The 20,029-nt window shown below is 71.0% G+C and carries 19 protein-coding genes, 1 other RNA gene and 2 pseudogenes; 6 read left to right on the top strand and 16 right to left on the bottom strand.

The window, feature by feature from the left end:
- Window positions 1-17 precede the first annotated feature (17 nt).
- From ABT116_RS20745 to ABT116_RS20695, 11 genes are all read right to left on the bottom strand, one after another.
- The gene (locus ABT116_RS20745) at window positions 18-1,295 is read right to left on the bottom strand and encodes an MCE family protein (RefSeq protein ID WP_351635860.1); all 1,278 of its coding nucleotides are present in this window, start codon (window positions 1,293-1,295) and stop codon (window positions 18-20) included.
- Window positions 1,292-2,596, bottom strand: a complete 1,305-nt coding sequence (locus ABT116_RS20740; protein WP_351635857.1) for an MCE family protein — start codon at window positions 2,594-2,596, stop codon at window positions 1,292-1,294. The genes ABT116_RS20745 and ABT116_RS20740 overlap by 4 nt, the downstream gene beginning before the upstream one ends.
- On the bottom strand, window positions 2,593-3,717 hold the full coding sequence (locus tag ABT116_RS20735; protein WP_351635853.1) for an MCE family protein: 1,125 nt from the start codon (window positions 3,715-3,717) through the stop codon (window positions 2,593-2,595). The genes ABT116_RS20740 and ABT116_RS20735 overlap by 4 nt, the downstream gene beginning before the upstream one ends.
- Complete coding sequence (locus ABT116_RS20730) at window positions 3,714-4,874, bottom strand: MCE family protein (RefSeq protein ID WP_351635850.1); 1,161 nt, start codon at window positions 4,872-4,874, stop codon at window positions 3,714-3,716. Before ABT116_RS20730 ends, ABT116_RS20735 begins: the two co-directional genes overlap by 4 nt.
- Window positions 4,871-5,908, bottom strand: coding sequence for an MCE family protein (locus ABT116_RS20725; protein ID WP_351635848.1), 1,038 nt, complete (start codon window positions 5,906-5,908; stop codon window positions 4,871-4,873). Before ABT116_RS20725 ends, ABT116_RS20730 begins: the two co-directional genes overlap by 4 nt.
- The gene (locus ABT116_RS20720) at window positions 5,905-7,146 is read right to left on the bottom strand and encodes an MCE family protein (protein ID WP_351635845.1); all 1,242 of its coding nucleotides are present in this window, start codon (window positions 7,144-7,146) and stop codon (window positions 5,905-5,907) included. The genes ABT116_RS20725 and ABT116_RS20720 overlap by 4 nt, the downstream gene beginning before the upstream one ends.
- A gap of 8 nt (window positions 7,147-7,154) precedes the next feature.
- On the bottom strand, window positions 7,155-7,958 hold the full coding sequence (locus ABT116_RS20715) for an MlaE family ABC transporter permease (protein WP_351635841.1): 804 nt from the start codon (window positions 7,956-7,958) through the stop codon (window positions 7,155-7,157).
- A 3-nt stretch (window positions 7,959-7,961) separates the two neighbouring features.
- Window positions 7,962-8,732, bottom strand: a complete 771-nt coding sequence (locus ABT116_RS20710; protein WP_184845714.1) for an MlaE family ABC transporter permease — start codon at window positions 8,730-8,732, stop codon at window positions 7,962-7,964.
- Window positions 8,729-9,658, bottom strand: a complete 930-nt coding sequence (locus tag ABT116_RS20705; RefSeq protein ID WP_351635837.1) for an ABC transporter ATP-binding protein — start codon at window positions 9,656-9,658, stop codon at window positions 8,729-8,731. The genes ABT116_RS20710 and ABT116_RS20705 overlap by 4 nt, the downstream gene beginning before the upstream one ends.
- 195 nt (window positions 9,659-9,853) lie before the next feature.
- Window positions 9,854-10,954 (bottom strand): sigma-70 family RNA polymerase sigma factor, encoded by a 1,101-nt coding sequence (locus ABT116_RS20700; RefSeq protein ID WP_351635834.1) that lies wholly within the window; start codon window positions 10,952-10,954, stop codon window positions 9,854-9,856.
- Between the two features lie 54 nt (window positions 10,955-11,008).
- Window positions 11,009-12,025 carry a lytic transglycosylase domain-containing protein gene (locus tag ABT116_RS20695; RefSeq protein WP_351635887.1) on the bottom strand — a complete coding sequence of 339 codons (1,017 nt, stop codon included), beginning with the start codon at window positions 12,023-12,025 and terminating at the stop codon, window positions 11,009-11,011.
- 405 nt (window positions 12,026-12,430) lie between these two features.
- Between ABT116_RS20695 and ABT116_RS20690 the strand changes: the two genes are divergently transcribed.
- Genes ABT116_RS20690 through ABT116_RS20680 form a run of 3 tightly spaced genes read left to right on the top strand, consistent with a single transcriptional unit; the run spans window position 12,431 to window position 14,549 of the window.
- Window positions 12,431-12,853, top strand: coding sequence for a hypothetical protein (locus ABT116_RS20690; protein WP_351635831.1), 423 nt, complete (start codon window positions 12,431-12,433; stop codon window positions 12,851-12,853).
- Complete coding sequence (locus ABT116_RS20685; RefSeq protein WP_351635829.1) at window positions 12,850-14,238, top strand: hypothetical protein; 1,389 nt, start codon at window positions 12,850-12,852, stop codon at window positions 14,236-14,238. Before ABT116_RS20690 ends, ABT116_RS20685 begins: the two co-directional genes overlap by 4 nt.
- The gene (locus ABT116_RS20680; RefSeq protein WP_351635826.1) at window positions 14,238-14,549 is read left to right on the top strand and encodes a hypothetical protein; all 312 of its coding nucleotides are present in this window, start codon (window positions 14,238-14,240) and stop codon (window positions 14,547-14,549) included. The genes ABT116_RS20685 and ABT116_RS20680 overlap by 1 nt, the downstream gene beginning before the upstream one ends.
- A gap of 37 nt (window positions 14,550-14,586) precedes the next feature.
- Here the strand turns inward: ABT116_RS20680 and rnpB are convergent.
- From rnpB to ABT116_RS20660, 4 genes and pseudogenes are all read right to left on the bottom strand, one after another.
- An RNA gene (gene rnpB, locus ABT116_RS20675) (RNase P RNA component class A) lies at window positions 14,587-14,992 on the bottom strand.
- A gap of 121 nt (window positions 14,993-15,113) precedes the next feature.
- Window positions 15,114-15,830, bottom strand: a pseudogene (locus ABT116_RS20670) (DMT family transporter); the annotation flags it as partial.
- A gap of 82 nt (window positions 15,831-15,912) precedes the next feature.
- Entirely contained in the window at window positions 15,913-16,740 is an 828-nt protein-coding gene (locus ABT116_RS20665) for an AraC family transcriptional regulator (RefSeq protein ID WP_351635823.1), read from the bottom strand.
- A gap of 24 nt (window positions 16,741-16,764) precedes the next feature.
- Window positions 16,765-17,343, bottom strand: a complete 579-nt coding sequence (locus ABT116_RS20660; RefSeq protein ID WP_351635820.1) for a Uma2 family endonuclease — start codon at window positions 17,341-17,343, stop codon at window positions 16,765-16,767.
- A gap of 164 nt (window positions 17,344-17,507) precedes the next feature.
- On the opposite strand from ABT116_RS20660, the pseudogene ABT116_RS20655 reads away from it, so the two are divergent.
- The 3 genes and pseudogenes from ABT116_RS20655 to eda form a co-directional block, all read left to right on the top strand.
- Window positions 17,508-17,621, top strand: a pseudogene (locus ABT116_RS20655) (MerR family DNA-binding transcriptional regulator); the annotation flags it as partial.
- A 136-nt stretch (window positions 17,622-17,757) separates the two neighbouring features.
- Window positions 17,758-18,540 (top strand): peroxide stress protein YaaA, encoded by a 783-nt coding sequence (gene yaaA, locus ABT116_RS20650; protein ID WP_351635817.1) that lies wholly within the window; start codon window positions 17,758-17,760, stop codon window positions 18,538-18,540.
- A 62-nt stretch (window positions 18,541-18,602) separates the two neighbouring features.
- Window positions 18,603-19,253, top strand: a complete 651-nt coding sequence (eda, locus tag ABT116_RS20645) for a bifunctional 4-hydroxy-2-oxoglutarate aldolase/2-dehydro-3-deoxy-phosphogluconate aldolase (RefSeq protein ID WP_351635814.1) — start codon at window positions 18,603-18,605, stop codon at window positions 19,251-19,253.
- On the opposite strand, the gene ABT116_RS20640 is transcribed toward eda, so the two are convergent.
- Window positions 19,228-20,029, bottom strand: an 802-nt coding sequence (locus ABT116_RS20640; protein WP_351635811.1) for a bifunctional RNase H/acid phosphatase, incomplete at its 5' end; no start/stop codon positions are given. The genes eda and ABT116_RS20640 overlap by 26 nt on opposite strands.

The following is a 20,029-nucleotide window of genomic DNA, read 5'->3' as shown; positions in this document are numbered from 1 at the left end:
TCGGGGTGGTACCTGCCTCATGCCATGGGGCCGACGAGCAGCCATTGCCACGACTCCTTTCCGAACACGGCCTGCTGGCCGCCCGTCGAGCCGATCTCGACGTTGTTTCCGTCCGGGCCGGTGGTGGTGCCGGTCTCCGGGTCGTACGGGGTGACGTACGCCGCCTGGTTCGCTCCCCCACCGGCGGTCGACGCGCCCGGGGCGTTCTGCGCGCCCCGAACCGACGACTGGCTGCCGCGCGGGAGAGTGCAGCGGGCGCCGGTGTTCGCCTCGCGTGTGCTGGTGTCCGCGGGGTCGCGGCGTGCCGTGCCGTACCCCTGGGTGCAGGCCGGCGGGTCGTCGGCGTTCAGCACCAGGCCGAAGTGGGTGGTGCCGTCGCCCGGGACGACCGTGTAGCTGCCCGCGACCATCAGCGGGAAGGTGACCAGGGCCTGCTCCACACCGGGGAGGCGGGCCAGCGTGACCTGGCCGCCGCTGATCAGGTTGGCCAGCAGGACCGACAGCTGCGGCCCGGCCGACTTCAGCAGCGAGTTCAGCTCCTGCGCCGCCGGCCGCGCGTTGCCGATCAGCTTGCGCAGGTCCCCGTCACTGGACTTCAACTGGGCTGACAGCGACGCCAGATCGCGCGCGAACGACTTGATCGAAGAGCCCTGGTCGGCCTGCGTCTTGAGGACCTTCCGTGAGTCCTCGATCAGGGCGATCGTCTCCGGCAGCGCCTCGGACGCCGACTCGACCAGGGTGTTGCCCGAGTCCACCAGGCGGCCCAGGTTCGGGCCGGTGCCGGCGAACGCCTTGCCCAGTTCGTCGACCGTGACCCCCAGGTCGTCCTTGCCGACCGAGTTCACCAGGCGGTCCAGGCTGAGGACCATGTCCGTCGTCGACAGCGGCACCCGCGTGCTCTCGCGCGGGATCGTGCTGCCGTTCAGCAGGTATGGGCCGCGGGAGGTGCGGGGCTGGAGGTCCACGTACTGCTCGCCCACCGCCGAACGGTTCGCCACCACCGCCAGGGTGTCCGCCGGGATGCGCGGCGCACCGTCCTCGATGTCGAGCGCGACCGAGACCCCGTCCGGGCCGGCCAGGCTCAGGGCGCCGACCTTGCCCACCGGCACCCCGCGGTAGGTGACCTCGGCGCCGGGGAAGACGCCCCCGGAGTCGGCGAAGTCGGCCCGCACGGTGTAGCCGCGGTCCAGGACCTCGTCCACCAGGCCCGTGTACTCGGCGCCGACGTACGACACCCCCACGGCGGTGAGGGCGGCGAAGGCGATCAGTTGCGTCTTGACCGTACGGGTGATCACGGCTGGACCCCCTTCAGCATCAGCTCGGCGAGTTCGAGGTCGATCCCCTCGGGCCAGTCGCCCCGGGTGCGGTGGCCGCCGGAGCCGTAGCCGACGGTGCACACCGGCGGACACAGCGGACCGCCACCGCCCGATGGTGCCGACGGGGCCGATGGCACGCTCGGACCGCTCGGCAGCGCGGTGGGCTTCGGCACGTCCGGCAGATCCGGTGCCTGAGGGAGATCCGGTACGTCCGGCAGGTCCGGGGCCCCGGGAAGCTCCGGTGTCCGCGTGTCCCCGCCGTTCCGGCCGCCCGGCTCGTCCGTCAGGTTGCCGTAGATCCCGGGCAGATCGAGGTCCGCCGTGATGTGCAGGTTGACGTAGTCGCCCTTGATGGCGTCCACCACGTTGCGCGGGAACGGGTACGTCGTCAGCAGTTCCAGGGAGTTGGGCAGGTCGCTGCCCGCCTTGTTGAGCTGTTGCAGGATCGGCCGGAGCTGCTTGAGGTTGGCGACCGTGTCGTCGTGCGAGGCGTTGACCACCTTGGTGCCGGTCCTGCCCAGCTTGGACAGGGCGGTGAGCATCCTCGTCAGATCGCGGCGCTGGTCGGCCAGGACCTTCAGGGCGGGCGGCATCGTGTCGACGGCCTCGGCGATCGTCCTCTTCTCCTTGCCCAGCCGTTTGGCCAGCCGGTCCACGGCCTTCAGCGCGCGGACGATGTCCCGGCGCTGGTCATCGAGGCCGCCGATGAAGGTGTCGAGCTCCTTGAGCAGGGACTTGACCCGGTTCTCCCGGCCTTCCAGGGCCTTGTTCAGCTCCGTGGTGATCGTCTTGAGCTGGGCCACGCCGCCGCCGTTGAGCAGGGCGGACAGCGCGGACAGCACCTCCTCGACCTCCGGGTTGCGGCCGCTGCGGGACAGGGGGATCACGTCGCCGTCGCGGAGCCGGCCGACCGGCGTGCCTTCCGGCGGCGCGGCCAGCGCCACGTACTTCTCACCGAGCATGCTGGTCTGCCGCAGCCCGGCCACGGCGTTGGCGGGCAGCTTCACCGAGTCGGCGACCCGGAGGCGGACCCTCGCGTGCCAGCCCTCCAGCTCCACCTTCTCCACCGCGCCCACGGTGACGTTGTCGACCTTGACCGCCGACTGCGGCACCAGGTCGAGGACGTCGCGGAACTCGACGGTGACGTGGTAGGCACGGCCGTCAGCGGCGGCTCCGCCGGGGAGCGGGACGTCGTACCAGCCGTTGAACTCGCAGCCGGACAGCAGCAGTGTCCCGACGGCCGCCCACGCGACGGCCCCGCCCTTGCGCAGTGGCCTCATGCGCGCGCCCCCAGGATTCCGCCGAGGGTGCGGTCGATCGTGCCGGTGGCGGCAGTGCCGTCGGGCACTTCGGGCACTTCGGGCAGGGAGTCGAAGAGGTCCCTGAGGTCCCGGCAGTCGGCCTTCTCCCCTGTCGTCTTCAGGATCGAGCACAGCAGGGAGGCGGGATCCTGCGGGTGGTCGGGGTTGTTGCGGGTGTCGAGGGTGCCGGCGGCGGGGTTGTAGGCGTTGTTCAGGTTCGACATGCCCGTCGGCGCGACCTCCAGCAGCTCCTCCAGTGCCGCCCGTTGGGTGACGAGCACCTTGGTCACCTTGCTCAGGCCCTCCACGTTCGACGTCAGGGACTTCTTGTTCTTCTTCACGAAGGCGGACACGTCACCGAGGGCCGTGCCGAGGTGTTTCAGCGCGGCCGCCAGGTCCTTGCGCTCGCCCGCGAGCTGCCCGGCGACCTTGGCGAGGCTGCTGTTGAACGACCGCACGCTCTTGTCGTCCGCCGCCAGCGCCGCCGTGAACACCTGAAGGTTGCGGACCGTGCCGAACAGGTCCGTGCGGCCGTCGGACAGGGTCGTGACCGCCTCCGAGAGGTCCTCCACCGTCCGGTGCAGGTTCTCGCCCTGGCCGTCGAGGTTGTCGGCGCTGACGCCGAGCAACCGTGACAGGGCGCCGTCCTTGTTGGCGCCCTCGGGTCCCAGGGCCTCGGCCGTGGTGTGCAGGCTGTCGAAGACGCGGTCCAGTTCGACCGGCACGGCCGTGCGCGACTCGGGGATCTCGTCCCCGTCCCGCAGGACCGGGCCGCTCCGGTACACCGGCAGCAGCTGCACGTAACGGTCGCTCACCACCGAGGAGTTGATGATCGCGGCCTGTGCGTCCGCCGGGACCTTGCGGTCCGCGTCGTACTCCAGCTCCACCCGCACCCGGCCGCCCTCCGGCGTGATCTTCCTGACCTGGCCGATCCGCACGCCCAGCACGCGGACGTCCGAGCCGGGGTAGATGCCGACGGTGCGGGGGAAGTACGCCGTGACGCGGGCCGGCTCGGTCCGCGGCCACAGGACGTAGGTGAGCGCGGCGACCAGGGCCAGGACGGTCAGCAGGGCCAGGCTCTTCCTCCAGCGGTTGCTCACCGCGCACCTCCCGTTCGCGTCCGCGGCACGACCGGGGCGGCGACCAGGTTCTGGACGTAGGAGTCGAACCAGCGGCCGTTGCCGAGGGTGTTGGTGAAGACCCGTACGTAGGGAGCCAGGAGCTTGATACTCCGCTCCAGGCCGGCTTGGTTGCGTTCGAGCATCTTCACCACGGTGTTGAGGCCCTTGAGCGCGGGCCCGATCTCCTTGTCGTTGTCCTGGACCAGGCCGGAGAGCTGGATGCCGAGCGAGGCGGAGGTCTTCAGCAGCTTGTGGATCGCCGCCCGCCGCTTGCTGATCTCCTTGAACAGCTTGTCGCCGTCCTCGACCAGGGCGGTGAAGTCGTCCGACCGTTCGGCGAGTACGCCCGTCACGCCGTTCGCATGGTCGAGGAGCTCCCCGAGGGCCTTGTCGCGCGAGGCCACTGTCCGAGAGATCTTCGACAGACCCTTGATGGACGCCCGTACCTCCTGCGGTGAGTCCTCGAAGGTGGTGGAGATGGTGTCCAGGGCCTTGGCCAGCCGGTCGGTGTCGACCTTCTCCGTCGTGGTGGTGAGATCGCTGAACGCCTGCACGACGTCGTACGCGGGGACGGTCCGCTCCAGCGGGATCTCGCTGCCGGGCTCCAGCCGGCCCCGTCCCTTGGGGTGCAGGGCGAGGTACTTGGCGCCGAGGATCGTCTTGACCCGGATCGACGCGCCGGTCCCGGTGCCGAACGCCGGCTCGTCCTTGATCTTGAAGGTGACCTTCACGTGGTCGCCGTCCAGGTCGACCTCTTCGACCTTGCCGACCTTGACCCCGGCGATCCGCACCTCGTCGCCCGGCTTGAGACCGCCCGCCTCCGCGAAGGCGGCGCTGTACGTCTCGCCGTCGCCGATCACCGGCAGGCGGTCGGCGTTGAACGCGGCCACGGTCAGCAGCGCCAGGACGGTGAGTCCGACTGCACCGATGACGAGGGGGTTGCGCTCGCGGAAGGGCCCGAGGTGCGGACGGCGGAGCCGTATCCTCGGCAGCTTCGGCGGGTCGACGCGGACCTTGATCAGCGGCTGTGGACGCGGCCTGCGGCGGGCCCGGACGCTCGGGAGCCTCAGGTTCGGCAGCTTCGGCGGTTCCACGCGCACCTTGAACAGCGGCTCCGGGCGGCGCTTGCGGCTCATGCCCCGCACCTCGCCCTCGCCACGTGCATCTCGGGCGTGAGCACCTGCTTCGTCTTCGGCAGCACGATCCGGCCGTCGAAGTCGCACAGGTAGAAGTTGAACCACGAGCCGTAGGACGCCGTCCCCGTCAGCTCGCCCAGCTTGTTCGGCAGCCTCTTCAGCACGCCCTCCACGGTCTTCTCGTTGTCGTTCAGCGTCCCGGTGAGGTCGGTCAGTTCCGCGATGTCGTCCTTGAGCGGCGGGCGCGCGTCCTTCAGCAGGCCCGAGGTGGCCTCCGTCAGGTCGCCGATGCTCACCAGCGACTGACCGATGGGCTTGCGGTCGGCGGACAGGCCCGAGATGACCCGGCGCAGCTGCTTGAGCAGCCCGGAGAAGCGGGCGCCGCGCTTGTCGAGCGTCTTCAGCACGGTGTTGAGGTTGTCGATCACCGAGCCGATCAGCTTGTCGCGGCCGGCCAGCGTCGTGGTGAGCGACGCCGTGTGCGTCAGCAGGCTGTTGACGGTGCCGCCCTCGCCCTGGAGGGTCTTGATGATCTCGGTGGCCAGCTGGTTGACGTCCTTCGGGCTGAGCGCGGCGAACAGCGGCTTGAAGCCGTTCAGCAGCGCGTTCAGATCGAGGGCGGGCTGGGTGCGCGCGAGCGGGATCGTGCCGCCGGGACGCAGCCGGGTGCCGTCGCCGGCGCCCTCGGTCAGCGCGACGTAGCGCTGACCGACCAGGTTGCGGTAACGGATGACGGCGCCGGTGCTGGTGAGCAGTGGCCGGTCCCGGCTGACCGTGAAGGTGACCTCGGCCAGCGTCCGGTCCTTGATCCGGATGCCCGCGACCTCGCCGACCCGCACTCCCGCCACCCGGATGTCGTCACCCTCCTCCAGCCCGGTGACGTCGCTGAAGACCGCGCGGTACTCGTGCTCGGGAGTGAGGGAGATGTTCACGATGGTTGCCGCGAGCAAGGCCGTCGCCACCACCGTTACCAGTGCGAAGAGACCGAACTTGATCAGCGGAGCGGCGGTCTGCCGGGCACCTGTGGTGCTCATGCGACACTCACCGCCGTCCCGCGCGCCATCGGCCCGAACAGCAGCGTCGCGACCGGCGGCACCTCGTCGGCGGGCACGCCCAGCACCGGCGCCACCAACGAGCCGACGGCCCGCTGCTCGGCCCGGGTGGCGGAGACGCCGAGGGGGCCGCCCGAGGCCGTACCCGGCTTCTCGGAACCGTCATCGAGGTGGGCGCCGGGCGCCGGCACCGGAGGATGCGGCAGATCACGGCAGTTCGGGCCCGACCGCTCGCCGTAGCGCGGTTCCTCACCCGGCTCGTACGCACCCCGCGGTCGTACGACCTCCAGCGTGATGTGCATCTTCCCGCCCCGGAACGCCTCCTCGGACGCCTTCTCCTGCCGGACCAGACCGGCCAGCAGACAGGGGTACTGGGGCGAGTAACGGGCGAACAGGTCCAGCGTGGGGCGGGAGACCCGGCCGAGGGTGATCAGCCGGTCGCCGTTGGCGTCGAGGAAGTCCTCGGCGGTGCCCGCGGTGGTCGCCGTGGTCGTCAGAGCCGCCGCCAGCCGGTCCTTCTGCTCGACGATCGTGCGGCTGGTGGTGACGGTGTTGCGCAGGATCTCCATCAGGTCGGGCGCCGCGTCGCCGTAGACCTCGGCGACGTCGGCGAAGCGGGCGATGTCCTCTTTCAGGGACGGCAGGTGCGGATTGAGGCGGCGCAGGTAGGCCTCCACGCGCGTGAGGTTGTCGCCGATCCGGTCGCCGCGGCCGTCGAGGGCGGTGGCGAACGCGGAGAGCGTGGCGTTGAGTTTGCCGGGCTGCACGGTCCGCAGCAGCGGCAGCAGGTCGTTCAGCAGTTGCTGGACCTCGATGCCGACGCGGGTGCGGTCCTGGGTGATGACGTCCCCGGCGCGGATGGGCCGGGCCGATGAGCCGCGCGGTGCGATCAGGTCGACGTACTTCTCACCGAACAGCGTCTTGGGCAGCAGGCGCGCGTGCACGTCGGACGGGATCCGGGCGACGTGCTCCGGCTTCAGCGCGATGTCGAGCGTCGCCTTCGTCCCGTCCGCCCGCACCTCGCGCACCTCGCCCACCAGCAGCCCGCGCAGCTTGACGTCGGCGCGCGGATCGAGCTGGTTGCCGAGGCTGTCGGCCTCCAGCGTGATCCGCACGACCGGCGTGAACACCTGGCGGTAGACGGCGACGGACAGGGACAGCAGCAGTGCGAGCACGGCGATGAAGACGACGCCGTACAACCGCAGTCTCAGCACCCTCATGCGGTGGCTCACCCCGCGATCCGTACGGTCGTGCTGGCGCCCCAGATGGCCAGCGACAGGAAGAAGTCCAGGACGTTGATCGCCACGATCGAGGTCCGCACCGCGCGGCCCACCGCGATGCCGACCCCCGCCGGGCCGCCGCTCGCGTAGTAGCCGTAGAAGCAGTGCACCAGGATGATCAGGACGGCGAAGACCAGCACCTTCCCGAAGGACCACAGCACGTCCACCGGGGGCAGGTACTGCTGGAAGTAGTGGTCGTACGTGCCCGTGGACTGCCCGTAGTAGCCGGTGGTGATGGTGCGGGCGGCCAGGTACGAGGAGAGCAGGCCGATCACGTACAGCGGGACGACGGCCACGAACCCGGCGATCATCCGGGTCGTCACGAGGAACGGCAGCGAGGGCACGCCCATGACCTCCAGCGCGTCGGTCTCCTCGCTGATCCGCATCGCGCCCAGCTGGGCGGTGAACCCGGCGCCGACGGTCGCGGAGAGGGCGAGCCCGGCCACCAGCGGGGCGATCTCACGGGTGTTGAAGTACGCCGAGAGGAACGCCACGAAGTTGGAGGTGCCGAGCTGGTTGAGCGCGGCGTACCCCTGCAACCCCACTTCCGTGCCGGTGAAGAACGACAGGAAGGCGATCACGCCGACCGTGCCACCCACGACGGCGAGCGCGCCCCGGCCGAAGCTCACCTCGGCGAGCAGCCGCAGGATCTCCTTCTTGTAGCGGCGCAGGGTGCGGCCGGTCCAGGCCAGCGACCGCCCGTAGAAGGACAGCTGGGCACCCAGCTCCTCCAGACGACTCAGCAGCGCCATGCCTCAGCCCTTCTGCGGAACGACTTGGAAGTACACGGCGGTCATCACGAAGTTCGTGACGAACAGCAACATGAAGGTGATCACCACCGACTGGTTCACCGCGTCGCCCACACCCTTGGGTCCGCCCTTCGCGGTCAGCCCCTTGTAGGAGGCGACGATCCCGGCGATCGCACCGAACACCAGCGCCTTGACCTCGGCCGCCCACAGGTCGGAGAGCTGGGCGAGCGTGGTGAAGGAGGCCAGGTAGGCGCCGGGAGTGCCGTTCTGGAGGACGACGTTGAAGAAGTAGCCGCCTGCCACGCCGACCACCGACACCAGGCCGTTGAGCAGCACCGCCACCAGCATCGACGCCAGCACCCGGGGAACGACCAGCCGGTGGATGGGGTCGATGCCCAGCACCTGCATCGCGTCGATCTCGTCGCGGATCTTCCGCGCCCCGAGGTCGGCGCAGATCGCCGTGCCGCCGGCGCCCGCGATCAGCAGCGCGGTGACGATCGGCGAGGCCTCGCGCAGCACTGCGAGCACGGAGGCGGCCCCGGAGAAGGACTGGGCGCCGAGCTGCCGGGTCAGACTGCCGATCTGGAGCGCGATGACCGCCCCGAACGGGATGGAGACCAGGGCCGTCGGCAGGATCGTCACGCTCGCTACGAACCACGCCTGCTGGATGAACTCCCGCGCCTGGAAGGGCCGTCGGGGGATCGTCCGGACGACGTCCAGTGCCATCGCGAAGAGGCTGCCGGAGTGCCGCAGCGCTCCGGCCGGTGACAGGCTCATGCGCCGGCCCCCTCCTTCTGGTGGAGCCGGGCCTCGCGTCGTGCGATCGCCTGCCAGCGGGGCGGGCGGGTGATGCCCGGTCCCGGCAGCAGGCGGGGAGCCGGCTCCTGGACGCGCGCGCTGTCGTCGATCTGCGCGAGCTCCTGCTCGACCTGCGCCGCGTCCTTCTCCTCCGCCATGCCGATCGGGCCCTGCATCCGGCCGTTCAGGAACTGCCGTACGACGGGCTCGTCGCTGGTCAGCAGCTCCGCGCGCGGCCCGAACATCACCAGCTCGCGGCGGAAGAGCAGCCCGATGTTGTCCGGCACCTGGCGGGCCGAGGCGATGTCGTGCGTGACGATCAGGAAAGTCGCGTCGATCTGGGCGTTGAGGTCGACGATGAGCTGGTTGAGGTAGGCGACGCGGACGGGGTCCAGGCCCGAGTCGGGTTCGTCGAAGAGGATGATCTCCGGGTCCAGGACGAGAGCCCTCGCCAGCCCGGCGCGCTTGCGCATCCCGCCGGAGATCTCGCCGGGCAGCTTCCCTTCCGCCCCGATCAGCCCGACCATGTCCATCTTCTCCAGCACGATGCGCCGGATTTCGCTCTCGGACTTCCGGGTGTGCTCGCGCAAGGGGAAGGCGATGTTGTCGTACAGGTTCATCGAGCCGAACAGCGCGCCGTCCTGGAACAGCACGCCGAAGAGTTTGCGCACCTCGTACAGGTCGTGCTCGCGGAGCTTGGTGATGTCCCGGCCCTGGATCGTGATCGAGCCGCGCTCCGGCTTCAGCAGTCCGACGAGCGTCTTGAGGAACACCGACTTGCCCGTGCCCGAGGGGCCGAGCATGACCGAGACCTCCCCGGCGGGCAGCGTCAGCGAGACGTCCTGCCAGATGACCTGGTGACCGAAGGACTTGGTCAGCCCTTCCACACAGATCTCGACACCCATCCGGTCCACCCTTCAGCCCGTGGAGCAGTGCCCCTGGAGCAGCTCTGACATCTGCTCTACGGGGAGGGGCTGGGCGTCCGTCGCTGGTGTGGCCGGATTTTTTTCGGGCGGGTTACGGGCAGCGCTCTCGGGTCGGTTTCCGGCAGCACCTTCGGGCGGTCGCCGGGCAGCGCGACCGGGCAGGTTTCGGCAGCGCTACGGAAGCGGGCTCGCCGTGAGCCCGGGGAACGAGGGGGACGGCGCACCGGAAGTCTCAGGGGCTTCCGGGACGGCCGTGGCCGCCGTGTCCGTCGGCACGGCGGGGAGCTCCACCGGCAGGTCGGGGGCGTCGGGCACCTGCGGGACCTCCGGCGCGGACAGCCCGGGCAGCGGGGCCGCCGGGACCCCCGGAACATCCGGCAGGCCCGGGACCTCCGGAACGTCCGGGACCTGGGCGACGACCGGGACCTCCGGCAGCGACGGCACGGACAGCGGGAGGAACGATTCGCCGGCGGGAGCCCCGGCCGCTCCGCGCTCGGCTGCGGCAGCCGTGGGCTCGGTCCCCCGAGGCGGACGGCCCTCGCCACCGCCGTCCGGCCGCATCGTCTCCGCGCCCGGCGTGGCGACCGCGGGCCGAGGCGCCACACCGCCCCCGCCTCCACTGCCGTCGAGGGCGTACGGCAGCACGAACCCCGCCACCGCCAGGGACGCCGCCGTCGAGGCGACCGCCACGGCCTGTGCCCTGCCCACCCCGCGCGGCCGCCTCCATCCGATCAGGAACAGTGCGCACCCGAGCGTGGCGGCCAGCGACTGCCGCAGCGTCCGCCTGGCCCGGGCCAGCAGCGACTCGACGGTCCGGTAACTCAGCCCCATCCGGACGGCGACCTGGCCGACGTCCAAGTCCTGCGACTTCAGCCGCAGCGCCTCGGCCTGCCGCGCGGGCAGCTCACCGCTGCGCACCGCCAGCCACTTCGCCTCGGCCCGGTCGCACACAGCCTCCTCGACTAGCACCGGACCGGGGGCGATGAGCGTCGGGCTGGTTCGCACCTCGGCCTCGCGGTTCATCTGCCGGTAGCGGTCGACGCACAGGCGCATCGTCACCGTCGTCAGCCAGGCCACGAGCCGTTCCTCGTCCAGGTCGGGCCGCTCGGCGGCGCGCAGCATCGCCTCATGCACCGCATCCTCGGCGTCCTCCGCACTCATCGACCTGCGCCGGGCCACCTTGAGCAAATGCTCGCGGTGGCTCCACATGTGGCGCCACCGCTCGTCGGCCGCGTGCATCTCCACAGGTGTCTCTGCGGGCATGTCCGTCGCCATGAGGACCCCTTCGCGCTCACCCACCGGTCTCGTGCTGTCCGGCGGGGGGCGACATTACCGCCGAGTATCGGCGGTTGTGGAGGGGGAGACGGTCATCGAGTCCGCGCTGTTACTGGTGCGTGGGACGCCGCTGGGCAGCAGGTTCTCGCCGGGGAGCTCCATGTCCGGGTCGAGGGCGGGGAGTTGCGGCTCGTCCGACTTCTCGGGTTCGGTGGCCGGGCCGGTTCCGGCCGGGGCCGGGGAGGCGGGGGTCGACGAGGTACGGGACGGCGGGGCACTGGGCCGGGCGGAGGGTGTGCGCGACGGCTTCGGTGTGGCGGCCGGCCGCGACGGCTCCGGGCGCGCGGAGGAGGACCCGGCGGAGACGTCCGGCACCACCCGGTGTCCTTCCGTGAAGTATGCGTACCAGGCCCTGACCGTGCGCAGGTAGGCCGCCGAGTGGTTGTAGCCGAGGATCGCCCGGTCCAGCTGGGCGGGGTCCGACAGGTCCCGGCCGCCCGCGCACAGATAGCGTCCGGCGGCGAGCGCCGCGTCGAGGACGTTGTTCGGGTCCCTGTGCCCGTCACCGTTGCCGTCCGCGCCCCAGCGGGCCCAGGTCGACGGGATGAACTGCATCGGCCCGACCGCACGGTCGTACGCGGTGTCCCCGTCGTGGACACCGCCGTCGGTGTCCCGGATCAGCGCGAAGGCCACGCCGTCCAGCCGCGGCCCGAGGATCGGCGCCACGGTCGTACCGTCCGACCTCACGCTTCCGCCCCGCGCCTGCCCCGACTCCACCTGCCCGATGGCCGCCAGCAGCTGCCAGCGCAGCCGACAGCCGGGAGCCTCGCGCGCGAGCCGGTCCTCGGCCCTCCGGTAGGCGGCGAACACACTCGCCGGCAGCGCGCCACCCACCTCCACGGCCACCACGCCACCCGCGCGCTTCCCGGTCCGCAGCGGCGGAAGCTCCGTGCGGTAGGGGGCGTCGCCGGACACGCTAGGTCCGTGCTCACCTGGTGCCTGAGCGGGCGCCGGTACGGAGGCCCGCGCCGGGCTCACCCCCGGCGCCTGCGACGCGGTGAGCGCCGCCATCGCCGCCACGGCGGCCGCCGTACCCCTGACACATCTGCCCCTGTGCCCTGCCACGTCCTGTTCCCCTCCCGGTGAGCTTCCTGTCGTCTGCTCTACGGGGGAGGGTGGGGGGTCCGTCGCGGGGATTTGCGCACGTTGCGGCTACGGCGGTTTCCGCACGCCGCTCAGCGCCTTCTCCGCTCGCTGGCCGACGAGGCGGGTGACGAGGTGCTGGCAATCGTCCGCGAGCGCGCAAGGAATGCCCTGCTCAGGGATGCTCGACTGGCCAAGGGAGTGTGTGAACCAGCCCCCACGCGAAGCGGCGAGCTTTCGATCCGCACTCCCCCAGTGGCATGATCGATTGACAATTCGAATTGACGGGCTTGGAGGGGGAACAGGTTGTCTTTCGAGGAGGAGTGGGCCCAGTTGAAGGCCGACGCCTTGGCGCGTCAGCGGACCGGCACGCAGATCAATCAGTTGCCGGCGGACAGCGGTGGCGGGGCCGTCGCCCCGGCTACCGGTTCCCTGGTCGCCAAGGCTCAGTCGATCAACGGCAACGCGAATCTCCTGATCGAGATCGCGGGCTTTCTGCATGAGGGCCGGCCCGATGACGAACTGACCACCATGGCCCGCGCCCCTCGGGCGCCCGCGGACGTGTGCAAGCAGGTGGCACGGTTCGCGGGGTTCGCCGATGACCAGTACCTGGACGTCGTCGCCCTGTTCGCGGCCCTGTCCACGCGCCTCAGGACAACCGGCGGCGACTTCGTGAAAATCGACGACGACACGGCTCAACACTTCCTGGACAACGTCCTGGAGTATGGTCAGTACGTCGCCCCGGAGGCGCGATGAGCAGCGGCATCAGTCACCGTAAGGACGTCGAGTTCCTGGAAGACTGCAACCCGCCCCTCGTCGAACGGAACGCGGACGAATTCAAGCGCCTGCACGACATGCTCGTGGCGGTCGACCCTTCCGCCGAACGCGCCGAGAAGCACACGCAGTGGAAGAGCGAGGGCAGCCGGCACTACGAAGCCCGGCTCTCCGAGGGGCGCAAGCTGGTCGCACAGCTCGCGGAAGGCTATGACAAGGCGTCCAGCGCTCTGCGCAGCTACGCGTTCGCGCTGGAGGTGGCCAAGGCCCACTACTCCAACGGCAAGGCGAACGAGCGGTTGCTCGCGGACCTGATCCACACCAAGGGCACGGCGATCACCCGTGAGGCGCAGGAGGCGGAGCCGATGCGCCAGTGGGAGGACATGCGTGACACCACCGGGGTCATGGACTTCTTCGCCGAGCTGACCATGGATGTCGACGACATCCGCGAGGACGCGAACCGGCTGCACGACGCCGCCGGTGGGGATTTCCAGCTCGCGAAGACCACGGAACACGAGGCGCGGGAAATCTGCGTCCACGAGCTCAAGCAGGCCTATGACCTGCTACCTGATTTCCGCATGGGTTTCATCCAGCGGGTCGACATCGTTTCGGCGATCCCGGAGCTGCGGCGCGAGGCAGCCGAGGCGAGCACGAACCCGCTGACGCGGCTGTCCGGCAGCGGCCCCAAGCAGGACTACTCCCCCATCGCCGGCGACGACATCGTCTCCCCGGCCCTGCGGGACATCCGCCTCCAGATCGCCAACCTCCCCGGAGCGCAGGACAGTTACTGGAGTCCGCCGTCCACCGCGCAGGACCGCGCCGACTGGATAGCGGCGAACAAAGAGATCATCAAGGCCGCGGCACGGAATTCGGGGCTGCCGCCGGACATGGTCGCCGGTATCGCGTGGCAGGAGGTCGGCGGACAGCCCGGCATCCTGGACGACATGACCGACACCATCCGCGAACAGGCGGACTCTCCCTTGAGCCCGATCGCTCCTGAGAGCCTGCCGTGGCGGCTCGGCGGTGACCCGGACAACACGTCCATGGGCCCCATCGCCATCCAGGTGCGACGTGGCGCCGAGGTTCTCGGTTACGACCCCGAGCACCTCACCGACCAGCAGCGCGGCACGGTGGAAACAGCCCTGCAGGACCCCGCGCAGAACATCTTCATCGCTTCGGAGTACCTGGCCCAGCTCAAGGCGGAGAGCGAGTTCGCCGATGTGCCGGCCGAGGAGATGACACCGGCCCAGTACCAGGAACTCGCCGCGCGTTACAACGGCGGGCCGTACTGGGAGACCGACGACGCCCAGGACTACGGGCGTGGGTTCGCGAACAATTTGGACGAGGCAAGGAACGCACTGCGCTGATGACCAGCCCTTCCCACGTGGACGACGACCGCGGCTGCCTCCGTCTGGTCCTCGCCGTACCCCTCACCCTGCTCACCCTCATCGCCGCGTACTTCTGCTGGACGGCACTGACCATCACGCCGTCCGGCACCTGGGACGACGACGCGTATGCCGGAATCGTGCTGTCGTGCGTCGTCACCATCGCCGTCGCCGGGGCCGCGGCAGCGCTGTGGCTGGTGCCGTCGGTGCGGAGGGTCATGCCGTGGTGGTGGATGCTTCCGACTCTGCTGCTGGGAGTCGTTGCCGGAGTGCGATGGGCCATGGGCGGTTAGCCCACCGCCACGAGCACCAGGCCGAAGACCTGGGCGGCAGACGAGTCGGGCTGTACGCCGGGTTCTGTCACCCGGTCGCCTCGCGGCGGCCGGGGAGACGGCCATCCATCTAGGACCGGCGTTGCCACCGGCCTCCTGCGGTCTACCCGCGGACTCGGGCGGGCAGCCCTCGATCGTCCGCGCAGAGACACCGAGGTGTCTCCTCTTGACCTTGCTCCGGGTGGGGTTTACCTAGCTGCCTGAGTCACCTCAAGCACTGGTGGTCTCTTACACCACCGTTTCACCCTTACCGAGGACCGAGGTCCCCGGCGGTCTGCTTTCTGTGGCACTGTCCCGCGGGTCACCCCGGGTGGCCGTTAGCCACCACCCTGCCCTGTGGAGCCCGGACGTTCCTCGGGAAGCTCCCCGTCAGGGGGACTCCACGCGGCCGTCCGCCCGGCTCGTCTGCCGTGTCGACCATGGTACCCGTACCCGGCGGACGTCCCGCTTCGGCGTCGCGGCCGTGGCCAGGACCGAGCCCGCCAGGATCAGGGTGAAGGCCACGCCGATGCCGAGCGTCAGCTTCTCGTCCAGGAACAGCGCGCCCGCGGCGACCGCAACCGCCGGGTTGACGTACGTGATCACACCGGCCCGGGTCGGGCCGACCTCCTTGATCAGCTCCAGGAAGGCCACGAACGCGATCGCGGTGCAGACGACGCCCAGGCCGGCGAGGGCTGCCAGGACCTCGCCCGACGGCATGGTGGCCGGCCTGGTCAGGAAGGCCGCGGGGGCGTAGACGACGGCGGCCAGCGTGAGGCACGGGGTGATCAGCTGGAGCGTCGGGACGTCCTTGAGGTACCGGGCGGCTATCAGCGGGGCCGTGGCGTAGCCGACGACCGTCACCAGCACCTCGGCCATCGAGAGGGCGTCGCCCCCGGTGAGGTGCGGCAGGGTCAGGACGGTGACGCCCCCGAGACCGAGGGTCAAGCCGGCGATGCGGCGGGTGCCCACCCGCTCCTCCGCGCCGAAGAAGCGCGCCAGGACGAGGGCGACGATCGGCACGCCCGCGATGAGGAGGCCGGCGGTCGAGCTGGACAGGCGGCGTTCGGCGTCGGTCAGGGTCCACCAGGGGCCGACGATCTCGATGAGGGCGAAGGCCAGCATCGGCTTCCAGTGCGCCCGCACGGTACGGCCGAAGCCGCCCTGGCGCAGGGCGAACGGGAGCAGGAGTGCGGCGCCGAGGGCGCAGCGCGCGAACACCACCATGGACGGGGACAGCTCGTCCACCGCCACTTTGATCATCAGGTAGGGGACACCCCAGACGACTCCCATCAGGGAGAACAGGAACCAGCCGCGTGCAGTCATGCGACGAGTCTCGGGCGTCTCACCCCACGGTGTCTTGAACGCTGTTGCGGTACGCCGCCGGGGTCACCCCCAGCACTCGGCGGAACCAGCGGGTGAGGTGCGCCTGGTCCGCGAAGCCGACGAGGCCCGCGACCTCGGCGGGACGCAGTCCGGCTTCCAGGAAGCCACGGGCCCTGGCCACCCGGTGCTGGGCGAGCCAGGCGTACGGCGGTACGCCCATGGTCGTGCGGAAGGCGCGCAGCAGCTGGTAGCGGGACAGGCCCAGGTCGGTGGCGAGGGCGGCCAGGGACGGAGGGTCCAGCAGCTCGTCGGCGAGGCGTTCGCGTACGGTCCTGGCGATGCCCACCGCCCCGGGCACGGTGTCGTCGGTCGCCCGGGCCGTGGAGTGGCGGCGGGCCAGGGCCGTGAGCAGCCAGGGCAGCCGGGACTCCGCTTCCAGCGGGTCGGGGCAGGCGCTGATGTCGGTGTGGGCGGCGCGCAGGGCCACCGCCAGTTCCGGGTCGTGGAGGACGGCGTCGCGGAAGTGCGGAAGGCCGCCGAGGGTGCCGTCGGTGAGGAGGGCCGGTTCGGCGTAAAGGGCCTGGTAGGCGTAGCCGTCGCAGGCGGCCGGGCCTCCGGTGTGCATCTCGCCCGGCTCCAGGACGACGATCGAGCCGGGGTAGGAGTGGATGTGCCCGCCCCGGTACGCGATGACCTCGGAGCCGCCGACGGTGACGCCGATGGTGAACTCGTCGTGGGCGTGGGGTGCGTAGACGTGCTGGTCGAAGTGGGCGGTGAGGAGGTCCAGGGGCGGGCCGGCACGGCCCAGGCGCGCCCTGGTCCAGCTGGCCTGTTCTTGTCTCCCCATGGCGTACCCCCCGCCCCCAGGGGATCAGAGGAGGTCTGCCGTGTCCAGGTCGAAGGCGAAGGGTTCCGGCAGTGTGACGGTCTTGCCGAAGGGGCGGGCGCAGTGCTCGCGGTAGTCGTCTTCCTTCGGCTCACTGAAGACGGTGACTTGAGCCGTGTCCCGGTCGACCAGCAGGTAGAGCGGGATGCCGGCGCGGGCGTAGCAGCGGCGCTTGGCCTCGCGGTCGGCCTGCGGCTTGGTGGAGGTCACCTCCATCACCATGGCGACCCCGTCGCAGGGCATCCACGAGTCGGCTCCCCGGTACAGGCGCAGTTCCACTGGAGCGAACGTGCCGTCCGGAACCACATGGTCCTTCGGACATTCGCCTCCCCGTCGCAGCTTCAAGCCCTTGTTGCCCGAGAACTGCATGTCGGTCCGGGAACGCCTGATCACCTGGTTCACGATCAACCCGATGTAGTCCTCGTGATCCCCGTCCGGCGGCGGCGTCACAACGATCTCCCCCTCGACCAGCTCGGCCCGGAAACCCTCCGGAGTGTCCAGGGCGAGAAAGCCCTCCAGCAGGACCTCTTCCTGCGAGAGCGGCTCGTGGGCCATGGCAGTCATGTCGCGCCCCTCCTTCTGTCGCTCGCCAGACTGGGACATCGCCGAACCACCCGTCCGTGAGATCGGGAACCGTTCCCTCGATCGTGGCACACGATCACCGTCGTCGTCAGAAGGCCGGACGGCTCGCTTGACCCTGCCGCGGCGTCAACGTCTTCACTGGTGGCATGCGGATCGGAGAACTCGCCGGCGTCGTCGGCGTCACCACGCGGGCCGTGCGGCACTACCACCATCTGGGGCTGCTGCCCGAGCCCGAGCGGCGGGCCAACGGGTATCGGGAGTCTTCGGGCGGCGCCGGGAGGTGCGGGTCGTCCGCTTCCACGCCGACGACGCCGACGGGCTCGTGCGTGCCCTCGGCCAGGCCCGCGTCTGAGCTCCCCGTACGCTGTCGGGCGGAGTTCGATCGAAGGAGTACCCGTGCTTGTCCTGCTGCCGCCGTCCGAAGGCAAGGCCTCTTCCGGCCGCGGTGCCCCGCTGCAGCTGGAGTCGCTGTCGCTGCCGGGGCTGACCGCCGCCCGGGAGGCCGTCCTCACCGAGCTGGTCGAGCTGTGCGCCGGCGACGAGGACAAGGCGCGCGAGGTGCTGGGGCTGAGCGAGGGGCTGCGGGGCGAGGTCGCGAAGAACGCGGAGCTGCGCACGGCGGGGGCGCGGCCGGCCGGGGAGATCTACACCGGCGTGCTCTACGACGCCCTCGGCCTGGCGTCGCTGGACACGGCCGCCAAGCGGCGTGCCGCGCGGTCGCTGCTCGTGTTCTCCGGGCTGTGGGGTGCCGTGCGGGTGACGGACCGGATTCCGTCCTACCGCTGCTCGATGGGTGTGAAGCTGCCGGGGCTCGGGGCGCTGGGCGCGCACTGGCGTACGCCGATGGCGTCGGTGCTGCCGGAGGTGGCCGGGGGCGGGCTGGTGCTGGATCTGCGGTCCGCCGCGTACGCCGCCGCGTGGAAGCCGAAGGGTGAGGTCGCCGGGCGGACGGCGTCCGTGCGGGTGCTGCACGCTCCCACCCGGAAGGTGGTCAGCCACTTCAACAAGGCGACCAAGGGGCGGATCGTGCGCAGTCTGCTGACCTCCGGGACCGACCCGAAGGGACCGGCCGAGCTGGTGGAGGCGCTGCGGGATCTCGGGTACGTCGTCGAGGCACAGGCGCCCGTGAAGTCAGGGCAGGCCTGGTCGCTGGATGTGCTGGTCGACGAGGTGCACTGACTCTCGTTGCACAGCACGCAATGACCTTTGCGCAGTCTGCACGCCGACGGCAGGATGACGCCATGGTCTCCTCTCCCCTGCCCGCCTCCGTGCTGGGCCTCGCGCCCGTCGTCCCCGTCGTCGTCATCGAGGACGTCGGCGACGCCGTGCCGCTGGCGCGGGCGCTGGTCGCGGGCGGGCTGCCCGCGATCGAGGTGACGTTGCGGACGCCCGCCGCCCTGGAGGCGATCGGGCAGATCGCCCGCGAGGTGCCCGGGGCCGTGGTCGGGGCGGGGACGGTGATCCGGCCCGGGCAGGTCACGGAGGCGGTGGCCGCGGGCTCCCGGTTCCTGGTCAGCCCGGGCTGGACGGACGTACTGCTGGACGCGATGCGGGCGTCGGGGGTGCCGTTCCTGCCGGGGGTGTCGACCGCGTCCGAGGTCGTGGCGCTGCTGGAGCGCGGGGTGCGCGAGATGAAGTTCTTCCCGGCGCAGGCCGCGGGCGGTACGGCGTATCTCGCGTCGCTGTCGGGGCCGTTGCCGCAGGCGCGGTTCTGCCCGACGGGCGGGATAGGCCCCGACTCCGCCCCGGACTATCTGGCCCTGCCCAACGTCGGGTGCGTGGGTGGCAGTTGGATGCTGCCGCCGGACGCGGTCGCCGCCCGCGACTGGGGGCGCGTCGAGGCGCTGGCCCGGGAGGCGTCGGCGCTCAGCGCAGGTGGGACGTGTCGTTGAGGAGGCGGACGCTGGCGTTGCCGTCCGCGTAGTAGGCGACCACCGACAGGGACGCGGCCGACAGTTCCATGCGGAACAGGGACTCCGGCGGGGCGCCCAGGGCGAGCCGGACGAGCGTCTTGATCGGGGTCACGTGCGTGACGAGCAGGACCGTGCGGCCCGCGTGGGCGGCGACCAGCTTGTCGCGGGTGACGGCGAGCCGGGTGGCCGTCGCCGCGAAGCTCTCGCCGCCGCCGGTGGGTTCGGCGTCCGGGGAGGCCAGCCAGGCGTTCAGGTCGTCGGGGTGGCGCTCGCGCACCTCGGCGAAGGTGAGGCCCTCCCAGGCGCCGAAGTCGGTCTCGCGCAGCCCGTCGTCGATGCTCACGTCGAGCCCGAGCCGGGCGGCGACGATCCCGGCGGTCTCCCGGGTACGGGCCAGCGGCGACGACACGACGGCCTGGATGGTGCCCCGCCGGGCCAGCATCGCGGCGGCCCGCTCGGCCTGCTCCCGGCCCGTGCCGGAGAGGGAGGGGTCGGTGCCGCCGCTGCCGGAGAACCGCTTCTGGGGCGTCAGCGGGGTCTCGCCGTGCCGCAGCAGGACGAAGGTGGCGGGGGCGCCCATGTCGGCGGGCGCCCAGCCGGGAGCGGCCACGGCTTTGGCGGCACGGGTGTCGGTTTCGACCTTCGTGGCACGGGCATCGGGGTCGAGGCGGGCGTAGGCGCGGACCGCCGTGCGGAGCTGGCCCATGACGGCGGCCGCGCGGACGCCTCTGCCCATGACGTCGCCGATGACCAGG

The organism is Streptomyces sp. NPDC002130 (genome assembly GCF_040296465.1).
Lineage (GTDB): Bacteria > Actinomycetota > Actinomycetes > Streptomycetales > Streptomycetaceae > Streptomyces.
The sequence above is the reverse complement of the archived record's forward strand: the minus strand, read 5'-3'. Positions and strand labels throughout refer to the sequence as shown.